Origin of the sequence: Chryseobacterium sp. SC28 (assembly GCF_003932955.1) — a bacterium.
Taxonomy (GTDB): domain Bacteria; phylum Bacteroidota; class Bacteroidia; order Flavobacteriales; family Weeksellaceae; genus Epilithonimonas.
On the sequence record NZ_QOVY01000002.1, the window covers coordinates 23,860 to 36,464 of the forward strand.

Sequence of the window (12,605 nt, forward strand, 5' to 3'; positions counted from 1 at the left end):
ATGAAAAAATTCATAATAACAGGAGTACTGCCCTTCCTTTACACTACCATTGATGCTCAGCAAATGTCCCTGCCCGCTGTAATGGACAGTATCGCAGCCAACCATCCGGTGGTAAAAATGTACAATGCCGAAATCCGGTCAATGGATGCTGCCGCAAAAGGAGCAAGAAGCTGGATGCCTCCAACCGTAGGAGCAGGTTTCTTCATGACGCCCTATAATGCAAAACTCTGGCAGCGCGACGGCGATATGCTCGGCATGGGCTCAGTAGCAGTTTCGGTGGAACAGATGTTTCCTAACAGAAAGAAACTCGATGCCAACGAAAATCTGATGAAGGCAATGTCCTCTGTGGAAAAGGAAAAACTTTTTGCCGCCCTCAATGAAAACTTTCAGGATGCGAAAAAACTGTATTACAGTTCAATCGTCTTGGATAAAAAGCTGAAGGTCGTAAAGGAAAACGAAAAGATGCTGGACTTTATGATTAGAAACGCCGAAATCCGGTACAAAAACGGGCTTTCCAAAATATCTGCATATTACAAAGCCAAAGCCGCCCTCGGAAGCTCCACAAACATGCAGCTCATGTACGAGAATGACCTCCGCGTCAACCGGATCCGGTTGAATGCCCTCATGAAAAGAGACCCGCTCGCGCCACTGGAGATTGAGCCCGAATACAACCTGAATGACTACTCTCTCATGACTTTTGATCAGGATCTATTTTATCAGAACAGAAGTGATCTCCGCGGCATCGACCGGGAAATCAATATTGCCAAACTCAAACAGGATCTGGAAAAGCAGAATCTAAAGCCGGAATTTGGCGTAAAGTTCGAAAACATGTTTGGTTTTGGCGGCCAGCCCATGCAGTTTTCACTCATGCTGATGGCAAAGCTGCCGTTTGTTTCCTGGGCTTCAGGCATGAATAAAGCCAATATTGAAAGTCTCAAACTGAAAGAAGAGGCCTTGCAGGCACAGAAAGAAATGATGGTGAACGAATACAGTGGAATGGCCTACGGAATGCGCAATGAACTGGACCTGAATAAAAATCAGCTCAAACTCTATGAAGACACCATTATTCCGGCCTTAAAAAAGAACTACAAATCCATGCAGTTAGGCTACGAGCAGAATACGGAAGAACTCTTCATGTTGTACGATGCCTGGGAACAGCTGAATATGGCCCAATTGGAATATTTCGAGATCCTGACCAAAGCACTGCAGACGCAAACTGAAATTGACCGCTTAATTGAAAGAAGATGAGAAAAATTATAATATTCACTATGCTTTTATTTGCTTTGACGGCGTGTGACAAAGTTAAGTTCTGGGAAGATAAGCACTCGGCAGAAGCTGCAATGCATACTTATACCTGTCCGATGCACCCGGAAGTAATCTCAGACAAACCAGGCAAATGTCCCAAATGTGGGATGGATTTGGTCCTGAAAGATGCCCCTGAAAAAAAGGAAGAGGGGATTAAACTCGACGATCTGCTGAAACCAACCAATGAATTTGTGATCTCGGAATTGCCGGTCGTAAAATTAAAAAAGGAAAATATTCCCACCACCGTTGATGCTTTAGGGACGGTAGAATACGATACTCGACAGATTGGCAGTATTTCCTCACGCGTTGTTGGGGGCCGTATCGAGAAACTCTATGTGCGGTATAAATACCAGAAAGTGTCCAAAGGGCAGCGTATTTTAGATATATACAGCCCGGAGCTTTTAACCGCACAGCAAAACCTGCTCTTCGCTATTAAAAATGACCGCTCAAACAAAACAATGATTGATGCTTCACGCCAGAAACTCCTTCTTTTGGGAATGCCGGCTTCACAGATTCAGAAAGTCATCCAGCGAGGGAAACCTGATTTCACAGTTCCGGTTTTCAGCAATTACAGCGGACACATTCAGCAGGCAGGATCGGCCGGAAGCATGGGGTCATCACCACAATCTGCACCCGCAATGGCTTCAAATACGGCAGTCACCGCTGAACTACCCCTAAAAGAGGGAATGTACCTCCAGAAAGGACAGAATATTTTCAGTGTCTACAATCCCAACAGAACCTGGGCCCTGATCAATATTTTTTCTGAAGACATTGCACTGGTCAGCAAAGGACAGTCAGTCATGATCATCCCGGAAGCCAATCCGGATAACCGCTTCAAAGGAACCATCGGTTTTATTGAACCGTTTTTCAGGCAGGGCAGCAAAACCGTAACGGCGCGCGTCTATTTTGATAATTCCACCGCAAAAATTCCTGTCGGAAGTCAGGTTAGAGCGGAGATTATGAGCCACAACAGAATGGCAGACTGGCTGCCGAAATCAGCGGTGGTTTCTTTAGGGATTGATAAAATCGCGTTCAAAAAAGTAGAAGGCGGTTTTATTGCCCACAAGGTTGTTACCGGCGCGGTGGTAGGCGATAAAATTCAGATCGTCAGTGGTTTGCTTCCTGAAGATGGAGTTGCCGAAAATGCACAGTACCTGATGGACAGCGAAAGTTTCATAAAAATTAACAGATAAAAATTGATAAGATGAAATTCAATATTTTAATGCTTGCCTTGCTGGTTTTTCTTTACTCCTGTAAAAAGGAGGAAGATCCTCATGCCGGCCACGATATCTACTACACCTGTTCCATGCACCCACAGGTGGTATCTGACAAACCGGGAAAATGTCCTATTTGTCACATGGATTTGGTGCCGGTGGAGAAGAAAAAGAATGCGGATCCCAATGAAATTATCCTGAATGATGAGCAGATAAAACTTGGGAATATAGAAACAGTCGCACTATCTGATGGGTCTATGGCCGACAAACTTACGCTGACTGGAACACTCAATTTTAATCAGTACCAAATGCAGGCAGTAAGTTCCAGAGTAATGGGCAGAGTTGAACGGTTGTATTATAAAAACATTGGCGATTTTGTTCCGAAGGGGGCGCCGTTGGTCGATATTTACAGTGAAGAACTCAATAATGCAAAGCAGGAATATTTGCTGGCATTGGAAAGACGCAAGCTCTTCGTCGGCAATACTTCCATTGATTTTGACCAGCTACTCCAAAGTTCCCGAAACAAGCTTTATTTATGGGGAATGTCCGAAGGCCAGATCAAACAGCTGGAAAGATCAGGAAAAGCCACACCTACTACTACCGTGTTCAGCAATGCAGCCGGTTACATCACCGATCTGCGCATTGCCGAAGGCGATTATCTTGCCGAAGGTGGCACCATCGTGAATCTGGCAGATCTTTCATCACTTTGGGCGGAGGCGCAGATGTATTCGTCCCAAATGGCTCTCCTTCAGAAAGACAGCAAGGTCACCGTATATATTCCCGATCTGGATAATTTGAAGATTAATGGGAAGATTGATTTTACAAATCCGGAAATCAGCGCTTCAAGCAGGATAAATCTGGTACGCGTTTCCGTGCCCAACAAAGGAAACCTGCTGAAACCCGGCATGCCGGTATATGTTCTGGTAGAAAACAAATCACGTGATGGTATTTCAATGCCTGTGGATGCAGTAATCAGGGATGGGAAATCCTCCACGGTCTGGGTGAAAACCGCGAAGAATACCTTCGTCAACAGAATGGTGGAAACGGGTCTCGAATATGAAGACAGAATAGAAATCACATCAGGAATTAAGGCGGGAGACGAAGTAGTGGTCTCCGGGGCCTACCTTCTGAACAGCGAATATAAATTTAAGAAAGGGGCAGATCCCATGGCGGGTCACGATATGAGCACAATGTAATATGAGAAAATTGAATATGATAGGCTGGCTGGCGGTGCTAGTGGTGGCTATTGTTTTAGTCATTCAGGTCATACCGGTGGAGCGTAATGTCTCCACCGTTCCGCCAGGTCAAAGTTTTGAAAAAACCGAAAAGGTGCCCGCCAACGTGGCTGCTATTCTGAAAGTTTCCTGCTATGACTGTCATTCCAACAACAGCCGATATCCGTGGTATTCAGAATTGCAGCCCGGCGCTTGGTTTATGGCGCAGCATATTAAAAAAGGGAGAGACGAACTCAATTTTGATGAGTTCAATAACTATTCAAAAAGACGGAAAAAAGCGAAAATAAAAAGCATCATCAGCCAGATTGAAAAAGACGAAATGCCTTTAAGATCATACCGCATGATGCACGGAAACGCCAGATTATCAGCGGATGAAAAAAAAGAACTGTTAGATTTTTTTCGTGACAACGAATATAGTAAGTAACGCAGAACATAAGAAATGACGCTCGCCTGTGGTCTTTAGAGTATCAGAAATGGTCGTTTAGAATAAAAAAGGATCGGAAAAGACTGTGCTGTAGAATCAACAAAAATTAAAAACAACGTGATGAAATTAAATATTAAAAATATGGTTTGCAGCCGATGTCTCAAAGTGCTTAGGCAAGAGCTTGAACAACTGGGAATTAAGGTTTCATCAATTGAACTCGGGGTATTGGTAATCGACGATACGGGCAGTAATCAGGATGAAATTATGGCGAAAATTGAAAGCGTCCTGCATGCCAACAAATTTGAAATAATCCATAGTCCAGAGGAAGTGCTCGTCGAAAAAATTAAACATTTTTTGCTTTGTAAAATAGAAGAGCTACCTCTCGATTCCACGGTAAACCTATCTCAAATTTTAAGCGCAGAGTTCAACCATGAATATAAATCGTTAAGCAAGCTATTCTCCCACATTGAAAATATAACTGTGGAAAAATATTTTATTAAATTAAAAATAGAGAAAGTAAAAGAACTTATTCAACTCAGGCAGTACACTTTTTCAGAAATAGGGCATCTCCTGGATTACAGCAGTGTCAACCATCTCTCGAGACAGTTTAAAGAAATTACTGGGGAGAGCATGACTGAGTACAAAAATGCTGAACTATCCAAGCGGAGGTCGTTTGACGAAATTAGTTAACCTAAAAAAACACAGCAATTATAGTGAAGCAACGAACGCGCGAAAACAAATATAGGGTATCGTTTTAATGTTGATTAGCGCCTTCTTTTTGTCAGCGCGAAATTATACAGAAACTTACGAAAATTATGCAGATGATCATATTATGAAACTTGTACTTTTACAATAGTAGTTATAACCATCTCGGTTTGAATACACTACCTGTAATGCAAAACCAGTATGGTTAAATGTTGAATTTTAAAAACAAGAACATGAAAAACACTCATTTGATTTGGATGGTAATAGGCTGTGCGTTACCATTTTTGATCATCTTTTTGGCTCCCGCTTTTGGGTTAGGAAGTAGTTGGTCTCTATTTTTTTTCGTAGTTGCTATGTTTGCTATGCACCTCTTTATGCCACACGGTTCGCATGGACACAGCGGTCACACGAGTCACAACCATAAGACGGCAGATGATAATGCAAAGGAAACACCATCAGGACCCTCACCTGATTAGAGGGAACTTCTCATCAATAGGATTTATAAGGTATGGAGTTGCTAAAAAACAGCCTACTGTGAAATCACTTAGATTCCTGTCGCGTGAAAATATTCAGAGTGAACCAACATTATCAGTATTAATTAAAAAAACAAGATTATGCACTACTATGATGGCAATTTTGCAGGAATGCACCTTATTTGGTGGATTATATGGCTCTTATTTATAGCTTGGGTTTTTTTTATACCAGTGGACATTCCATTCCAAAAAACAAAAAATGAAAGCCCATTGGATATCCTTAAAAAGCGCTATGCTAAAGGTGAAATTTCACAGGAAGAATTTGAAAACTCGCGAAGGGTGTTAAACTCAGATACCACATTAAAACCGTAAGATTATGTATCACTTAAACGTAAAAAAACTCGGATTGGCTTTCGGTCTAACAGGAGCCTCGTTTTATTTAGGCTGTATTATTGTAATGGCTTCCGCAGGACAGCAGGGCACGGTTACTTTTTTCAACAGCCTTTTTCATGGTTTGGACACAAGTAGTATTATAAGAATGGATCTTCCTCTGGTAGAAGCTTTTTGGGGCATTGTACAAATGTTTATTTTAAGCTGGTTGGTCGGAGCATGCATTGCGGCATTTTACAATGCCCAAATTAAAAAGGACGTTGATTAAAATTCAAAAAAATGAAACAACAAATTGAAATAACAGGAATGTCCTGCGAAGGCTGCGTTAAAAATGTCGAAAAAGCGTTGAAAGAAATTGATGGCGTACAGAATGTAAAAGCGAGTCTGCATCCACCGCGCGCAGTTATTGAAGCAGAGAAATCGATTAATACAGCGCAGTTAACGCAAGCCTTGGCGAAAGTAGGTTATAGTATTGCCGGCGCTTCCGTAGATGAGAATTTAAAAAAGTCTGGCGGCTCCTGTTGCTGTTGAAAAGTATGAACTGCGCGGGCAAGTATAATGTTAGTACGATGGGAACGATAACGGTAGAAATGCTCCGCTGAAAACTAAGTGAAAGAAGCAAATAAATTTTTTAAAAAAAATCAAAGTAGCCAGCAATAGCTTGCCTGATCGAACGCACTTATGATTGCGACAGTATTGGCGCAGGAATTGCATATTTATTGAAAAAACCAACCTATTTATTAACATAAAAACCAACAATTATGACAGGTTATCACACGTACCAAAGTTGTATTGAAGCATGTTTAAAATGTGCTGCAATATGTAATCACTGTGCTTCATCATGCACTCAGGAAGAAGATGTAAAAATGATGGCGAGATGCATTCAGTTAGACATGGAATGCGCAGCGATCTGCTATGCATCAGCACAGTTAATGAGCCTCGGCAGCGACAAAGCAAAAGACATTTGCCGTATTTGTGCCGACATCTGTGAAGCATGTGCTGCAGAATGTGAAAAACATGCACAACATGGAATGGATCATTGCCGTGAATGTGCAGAAGCTTGCAGAAAATGCGCCGAAGAATGCCGGAAAATGGCAGCGTAATTTAAAACGGGTGGTGATTTAAATGATTGCCACTCTTTTTTTATCTACATCCTAACGACCAAATTAAAATCTATTAATGAAAAAATTTTTTACCCCGACATTGGTTGTCATATTGACCATGCTATTTGTTATGGTCAGCAGTTGCGGCAATAACGATAATAGCAATACCAATAGTAGTAATACTGATAAACCATCTTCATTGCCAAGGGCTAAAGTTTATGTAGCCAATGAAGCCGGAGGCAGTGTTTCAGTTATTGATCTTCAGGATAGCTTAAAAACTACAAGCATTGACTTAAGTGATAGCGCCGGAACTATGTTTATGGCCCATAATGTTCAGGTGGCCCCCAATGGAAAATCTGTTTGGGTGGCGGCAGCAGGTATGGACAGCAGTAAAACAAATTACTTAATAGTTATTGACCCAAACAGCGGTACAATAAAAGAGCGTGTGCTGTTAGGTAAAGATCTACACGTGGCCCATGTAGTTTTAGACGATCAATCAAAGAATGCATTTGTAACCGCAGGTGCAACGAATGAGGTCATACAAGTAGATGCAACGACCTATCAGGTGGTACGGAAGTTTGATTTAGGTGCAAAACATGCACCACATGGTTTGCGCTACGCTAAAGGCAAATTGTATGTAGCCAATATGGACGGAAAAAGCATGTCTGTCATTACTGTAGCTGATGGCAAAGTAACTGATATTCCTCTTGGCGGAATAGCTCCACAGGTGGCAGTTACCCGTGATGATAAATTTATTTTCATCTCTTTATACGACACAAAAGAGGTGATACAGTATGACCTTAAAAATGGTCAACTAAACAGAATACCATTACCTGCTACTGCTCAAGGTCCAATTCAGTTGTATGCTACCCCTGATAGTAAGTTACTGTATGTGGCTGACCAAGGAGAGTTACTCGGAAGACCGGTTTCAAACGAGATTTATGTAATAGACATACCAAACGCAAAAGTGATAAGTACCATTAAAGTTGGTAAGAAGGCACACGGTGTTGTAGCAAGCAACGACGGCAAATCAGTTTATGTAACAAATACTATAGACAATACAGTTTCTGTGATTGATGTGACAAGTCAAAAAGTAATCCACACAATCCCGGTTGGCAAAGGCCCTAATGGAATAAGCTATTGGTTTGAAACTGGCGGTATGCCGTAAACAGGATATTAAAGGAAATAGATATCAAAGAACGTTCTAGTAATATCAATTTATATAAATTAAGCTAAATAAATTTATTATGGAAAAGATTAAAGTAGCCGTAAACGGATATGGTGTCATTGGCAAACGGGTTGCCGATGCCGTACAGATGCAGGAAGACATGGAACTGTCAGGTGTATGTGATGTGGTAACTGACTGGCGCATTCAAATGGCGGTATTAAAAAAATATCCTGTGTTTGCTTCCGATGATACTTTTCAAATTAAGATGAACGAAGCCGGAATAAATTCATTAGGCACAGTGAACGACCTGCTTGCATCATCAGATATTATTGTGGATTGCACACCCAAGAAAATCGCTGCTCAAAATATAGAGCTTTATAAAAAACTTGGTAAAAAGTTTATTTTACAGGGAGGTGAAAAGCATGAAACAACCGGTCATTCCTTTAGTGCCGAAAACAACTATGCCACTGCACTTAACCTTGATGCTACAAGAGTAGTTTCCTGTAACACTATTTCCATTGTAAGAACACTAACCGCACTGAAGAATGCAGGCTTGCTCTTAAAAGCAAGAGGCACTTTACTTCGTCGTGCAACCGACCCATGGGAAAGCCATTTGAACGGGATTATGAATACCCTGGTTGCCGAAAAAGATATACCCAGCCATCAGGGACCGGATGCGCAATCTGTTGACCCCTCTTTTAACGTTATCACATCGGCAGTTAAAGTGCCGGAAACGTTAAGCCATCTACATTACTGGAATGTACAGTTGACCAGAAAAACCGATAAGGAAGAAGTTTTGGATGCGTTCAATAAATCTACCAGAATTGCAATGATTGAATACAGCGATGAGTTAGCCGCTAATAATACAGTTAAGGAATTAATGCTTGCAATAGGCCGCCCTTATGGAGATATGTATGAAGTAGCCTTGTGGCAAGACATGCTGAAAGTGGTTGGAGATGAAGTGTTCTATGCTTACTTAGTCGATAATCAGGCTATCGTAATCCCCGAAACCATTGACGCTATCCGTGCCCTAACCGGAATTGAACCAGACGCTGAAAAGTCGATACTTAAGACCAACGAAAGCCTTGGAGTTAAACAGAGTTTTTATTAGGAGTAAGCAAAAAGTAAATTATCAAATTAATAAAACGGAATGTTAAGGAAAATGGTTTTGTACCCTGCAAATATTTGTAAGACGCGCACTTCCGCAAATGTCTATTTCTAAAACAAATAGAAATTTAGGGATTAAATTAAAGTTTAAAAAAAATGAAAATGAACGATAACATTGCAGACTTATTAGGCAAGAAGGCAGCCTTCTATTTGGATCACGTTTGCCAAAAAATTACAAAAGATGAACTGCTGACTCCAGGCAAATACAGTCTGGAAAAGGTCTTTGGCGATAGCAACAGAAACCCGCAGGTTCTGCGGAGTCTCGCTCAACTTTACGGTCAGGGTAATCTTGGCGGCACGGGTTATCTGAGCATTCTTCCTGTTGATCAGGGTATTGAGCATAGTGCTGTATACTCATTTTATAAAAACCCCGACTATTTCGACCCTGAAAACATTTTAAAACTTGCACTCGAAGCCGGCTGTAACGGTGTGGCTTCTACCTTCGGCGGGTTAGCCTTGAATGCCCGAAAATATGCGCACAGAATCCCTTTCATTGTAAAGATTAACCACAATGAATTACTGAGCTTTCCAAATAAATATGACCAAACGCTATTTGGAAAAGTTAAAAACGCCTGGGATATGGGGGCCCTTGCCATAGGAGCAACCATCTATTTTGGTTCCGAAGAAAGCGACAGACAGATCAAAGAAATTGCCGAGGCGTTTGAGCACGCCCATCAGCTCGGTATGGCGACTATATTATGGTGCTATCTTCGAAATGAGGCATTTAAAACAGCAGATCAGGATTATCACTCCGCTGCGGATTTGACAGGACAAGCCAATCATATCGGAGTAACAATTCAAGCTGATATTATTAAACAAAAATTGCCGACAAATAATTTTGGATTCAAAAACATTAAGTTCGGTAAATACGATGACGCGATGTATGAGGCACTAACAACTCCCCACCCGATTGACCTCTGCAGGCTGCAGGTAGCGAACTGTTACATGGGCAAAATCGGATTAATTAACTCCGGTGGCGATTCAAAAGGTGAGTCAGATCTGCTTGAGGCCATTACAACAGCGGTCATCAACAAAAGAGCGGGCGGCACTGGACTGATTATGGGTCGGAAGGCATTTCAGCGCCCGTTTAAAGACGGTGTGAACTTGCTACAAAGGGTACAGAGTGTATATCTCGATAATAAGATAACAGTTGCCTAAAATAAGTTTCAACAAACTATCAGAAAATGAAGATTCCCATTAGCATCGTAAAAAAGTCCGGAGATATTGTCGCATTTGATGTCGAAAAACTCATTAATTCACTTAGGCGCGCGTCTGCTGGGGAAAACGTCATTCAGCAAATCGTTGGTGAGGTTCAGTCCAAGATTTACGAAGGCATGACCACCACAAAGATCTATAAAATTGCTTTTGATTTGTTAAAAAAATATTCCCGCGTAAGTGCTTCAAAATACAAACTCAAAAACGCACTCTTTGAATTGGGTCCCTCCGGTTTTCCTTTTGAAAAATTAGTGGGCAAACTGATGGCTCATGAAGGTTTTTCCACCCAGGTTGGGGTCATTGTTCAGGGAAATTGCGTGTCGCATGAAATAGATGTCATCGCTGACAAAGACGACCAGCACTGTTTTATTGAATGTAAATTTCACAGCGACCAAGGGAGATTTTGCAATGTAAAAATTCCTCTGTATGTCAATTCCAGATTTCTGGATGTAGAAAAACAGTGGAAAAAACAAAAAAGTAACGAAGGAAAAATATCTAAAGGAGGTGTGTACACCAATACAAGATTCACTTCTGATGCCACACAATATGGGAAATGTGCAGGTTTACTAATGGCAAGCTGGGACTATCCTTTTGGGAACGGTTTAAAAGAGAGAATAGACAAATCCGGTTTGCACCCATTAACCGCATTAACGACCCTGACAAAAAACGAGAAAACAAAATTGTTAGACCTTGGTGTAGTTCTTTGCAGAGAAATTTACGAAAACCCGGGGGTCTTAAACCAAATCGGACTTGCAAAACCACGCCATAAAAACATTATCGAAGACGCAAAAGAATTATGCACTCAACACTAAATCAATCTGACCAATGAAAAATACAAAAATTACCATTCATTTTTTGGGCGCTGCGGGTACAGTAACGGGTTCCAAATATTTAATCGATACAGGAGCACATCAACTCCTAATCGACTGCGGAGTTTTTCAAGGATTAAAGGAATTACGGCTTAAAAACTGGGAATATCCGCCTGTGGACGTTTCAGCCATTGATGCCGTTTTATTGACTCATGGCCATTTCGACCACACAGCATACCTTCCCCGATTGGTAAAATATGGTTTTAGTGGATTAGTTTACGGAACAAATCCAACTTTGGATATTGCCACAATCATTCTGAACGACAGTGCCAAAATACAGGAACAGGAAGCAGTGCGAGCCAATAAGGAAGGCTACTCCAAACACAGTCTCGCAGAACCGCTGTACGGCCTGAAGGATGTAGAAAAAACATTGCCCCATTTTAAGGAGGTTCCGCCATCACAGTGGATTCCTTTGTTTGATGGTATCAATGCACGGTTTCAGTACAATGGGCATATTTTGGGTGCAGCTTTCATTGAGTTGGATGTATATGGCAAACGTTTTGTTTTTTCCGGAGATATTGGACGTACCAATGATCTACTGCTATATCCACCCCTGAAACCCGAAAAGGCGGATGTTCTTTTCATAGAGTCAACCTACGGAGGAAGGTTTCATCCGGATGAAGTGGAAGCGGTTCTGGAGATTGAAAAATTAGTCAACGATACCATTAACCGTGGAGGCAGCGTGTTTATTCCCAGTTTTTCGGTTGAACGTGCTCAACTGATGATGCTTATTTTATGGAGGTTGCTTAACGAAAATAAAATACCCAAAGTACCGATAATCATGGACAGTCCGATGGGAGCCAGCATACTCGATCTGTTTTACCGTACCAGAGATTGGCACCGGTTAACAACCGACGAATGTGATGAAATGTGCGATCATTTCACGGTGGTCAGCAGCTATCAGGAAACCATGGAGTTGCGGTCCGACAACAAACCAAAAATTGTTATCGCCGGCAGCGGGATGCTCACCGGTGGCAGAATGCTCAACTATCTTGAAACCCAGGCACAAAACCCTGATAATACCCTGCTTTTTGTCGGCTATCAGGCCGAAGGAACCCGTGGAAGAAAACTATTGGATGGTGAGAAAGAACTAAAAGTGTATGGAAAATGGGTTCCTTTCAATATGGAAATAGCGGAAATTGAAGGACTGTCTTCACATGCAGACCACAATGAACTCCTTGGCTGGATGAATGAAATAACAAATATTCCGGAAAGAATTTTCATCGTACATGGGGAAAAGGAAGGCGCAGAAGCGCTGCAGCTGGGCATAAAAGAAACCTACGGCTGGGATTCGCAAATACCGCAACTTTATGATATTGAAGAATTATAATTTGGAG

The 12,605-nt window shown here is 41.7% G+C and carries 14 protein-coding genes; all 14 read left to right on the forward strand.

Translation table 11 applies throughout. From position 1 onward, the window contains the following. The 14 genes from DTW91_RS01670 to DTW91_RS01740 all read left to right on the forward strand — a co-directional run bounded on the left by DTW91_RS01670 (window position 1) and on the right by DTW91_RS01740 (window position 12,598). Window positions 1-1,248 carry a TolC family protein gene (locus DTW91_RS01670; RefSeq protein WP_125201688.1) on the forward strand — a complete coding sequence of 416 codons (1,248 nt, stop codon included), beginning with the start codon at window positions 1-3 and terminating at the stop codon, window positions 1,246-1,248. Then, window positions 1,245-2,498 carry an efflux RND transporter periplasmic adaptor subunit gene (locus DTW91_RS01675; protein ID WP_228412611.1) on the forward strand — a complete coding sequence of 418 codons (1,254 nt, stop codon included), beginning with the start codon at window positions 1,245-1,247 and terminating at the stop codon, window positions 2,496-2,498. Before DTW91_RS01670 ends, DTW91_RS01675 begins: the two co-directional genes overlap by 4 nt. A gap of 11 nt (window positions 2,499-2,509) precedes the next feature. Then, window positions 2,510-3,715, forward strand: coding sequence for an efflux RND transporter periplasmic adaptor subunit (locus tag DTW91_RS01680; protein ID WP_125201689.1), 1,206 nt, complete (start codon window positions 2,510-2,512; stop codon window positions 3,713-3,715). A gap of 1 nt (window position 3,716) precedes the next feature. Continuing rightward, window positions 3,717-4,178, forward strand: coding sequence for a heme-binding domain-containing protein (locus tag DTW91_RS01685; RefSeq protein ID WP_072997246.1), 462 nt, complete (start codon window positions 3,717-3,719; stop codon window positions 4,176-4,178). Between the two features lie 120 nt (window positions 4,179-4,298). After that, on the forward strand, window positions 4,299-4,868 hold the full coding sequence (locus DTW91_RS01690; RefSeq protein WP_125201690.1) for a helix-turn-helix domain-containing protein: 570 nt from the start codon (window positions 4,299-4,301) through the stop codon (window positions 4,866-4,868). Between the two features lie 629 nt (window positions 4,869-5,497). Next, window positions 5,498-5,728 carry an SHOCT domain-containing protein gene (locus tag DTW91_RS01700; protein ID WP_125201692.1) on the forward strand — a complete coding sequence of 77 codons (231 nt, stop codon included), beginning with the start codon at window positions 5,498-5,500 and terminating at the stop codon, window positions 5,726-5,728. Between the two features lie 4 nt (window positions 5,729-5,732). After that, a complete protein-coding gene (locus tag DTW91_RS01705) occupies window positions 5,733-6,014 on the forward strand; it encodes a DUF5676 family membrane protein (RefSeq protein ID WP_125201693.1) in 282 nt (93 codons plus the stop codon). 11 nt (window positions 6,015-6,025) lie between these two features. Further along, a complete protein-coding gene (locus DTW91_RS01710) occupies window positions 6,026-6,277 on the forward strand; it encodes a heavy-metal-associated domain-containing protein (RefSeq protein ID WP_059344219.1) in 252 nt (83 codons plus the stop codon). Between the two features lie 230 nt (window positions 6,278-6,507). Then, on the forward strand, window positions 6,508-6,849 hold the full coding sequence (locus DTW91_RS01715) for a four-helix bundle copper-binding protein (protein WP_125201694.1): 342 nt from the start codon (window positions 6,508-6,510) through the stop codon (window positions 6,847-6,849). Window positions 6,850-6,925: 76 nt separating this feature from the next. Then, entirely contained in the window at window positions 6,926-8,017 is a 1,092-nt protein-coding gene (locus tag DTW91_RS01720; RefSeq protein WP_125201695.1) for a hypothetical protein, read from the forward strand. Between the two features lie 79 nt (window positions 8,018-8,096). Then, complete coding sequence (locus DTW91_RS01725; protein WP_125201696.1) at window positions 8,097-9,128, forward strand: type II glyceraldehyde-3-phosphate dehydrogenase; 1,032 nt, start codon at window positions 8,097-8,099, stop codon at window positions 9,126-9,128. Between the two features lie 152 nt (window positions 9,129-9,280). Then, window positions 9,281-10,342 (forward strand): class I fructose-bisphosphate aldolase, encoded by a 1,062-nt coding sequence (locus tag DTW91_RS01730; RefSeq protein ID WP_125201697.1) that lies wholly within the window; start codon window positions 9,281-9,283, stop codon window positions 10,340-10,342. A gap of 26 nt (window positions 10,343-10,368) precedes the next feature. Next, window positions 10,369-11,211 (forward strand): ATP cone domain-containing protein, encoded by an 843-nt coding sequence (locus DTW91_RS01735; RefSeq protein WP_072997249.1) that lies wholly within the window; start codon window positions 10,369-10,371, stop codon window positions 11,209-11,211. A 13-nt stretch (window positions 11,212-11,224) separates the two neighbouring features. After that, window positions 11,225-12,598: an MBL fold metallo-hydrolase RNA specificity domain-containing protein gene (locus tag DTW91_RS01740; protein WP_125201698.1), complete on the forward strand. Its 1,374-nt coding sequence runs from the start codon at window positions 11,225-11,227 to the stop codon at window positions 12,596-12,598. The last annotated feature ends 7 nt before the right edge of the window (window positions 12,599-12,605 follow it).

Excerpts from the sequence above, each read along its gene's own strand:
- DTW91_RS01670 (WP_125201688.1), top strand. The coding sequence starts at position 1 with ATGAAAAAATTCATAATAACAGGAGTACTGCCCTTCCTTTACACTACC.
- DTW91_RS01675 (WP_228412611.1), top strand. The coding sequence starts at position 1,245 with ATGAGAAAAATTATAATATTCACTATGCTTTTATTTGCTTTGACGGCG.
- DTW91_RS01680 (WP_125201689.1), top strand. The coding sequence starts at position 2,510 with ATGAAATTCAATATTTTAATGCTTGCCTTGCTGGTTTTTCTTTACTCC.
- DTW91_RS01685 (WP_072997246.1), top strand. The coding sequence starts at position 3,717 with ATGAGAAAATTGAATATGATAGGCTGGCTGGCGGTGCTAGTGGTGGCT.
- DTW91_RS01690 (WP_125201690.1), top strand. The coding sequence starts at position 4,299 with ATGAAATTAAATATTAAAAATATGGTTTGCAGCCGATGTCTCAAAGTG.
- DTW91_RS01700 (WP_125201692.1), top strand. The coding sequence starts at position 5,498 with ATGCACTACTATGATGGCAATTTTGCAGGAATGCACCTTATTTGGTGG.
- DTW91_RS01705 (WP_125201693.1), top strand. The coding sequence starts at position 5,733 with ATGTATCACTTAAACGTAAAAAAACTCGGATTGGCTTTCGGTCTAACA.
- DTW91_RS01710 (WP_059344219.1), top strand. The coding sequence starts at position 6,026 with ATGAAACAACAAATTGAAATAACAGGAATGTCCTGCGAAGGCTGCGTT.
- DTW91_RS01715 (WP_125201694.1), top strand. The coding sequence starts at position 6,508 with ATGACAGGTTATCACACGTACCAAAGTTGTATTGAAGCATGTTTAAAA.
- DTW91_RS01720 (WP_125201695.1), top strand. The coding sequence starts at position 6,926 with ATGAAAAAATTTTTTACCCCGACATTGGTTGTCATATTGACCATGCTA.
- DTW91_RS01725 (WP_125201696.1), top strand. The coding sequence starts at position 8,097 with ATGGAAAAGATTAAAGTAGCCGTAAACGGATATGGTGTCATTGGCAAA.
- DTW91_RS01730 (WP_125201697.1), top strand. The coding sequence starts at position 9,281 with ATGAAAATGAACGATAACATTGCAGACTTATTAGGCAAGAAGGCAGCC.
- DTW91_RS01735 (WP_072997249.1), top strand. The coding sequence starts at position 10,369 with ATGAAGATTCCCATTAGCATCGTAAAAAAGTCCGGAGATATTGTCGCA.
- DTW91_RS01740 (WP_125201698.1), top strand. The coding sequence starts at position 11,225 with ATGAAAAATACAAAAATTACCATTCATTTTTTGGGCGCTGCGGGTACA.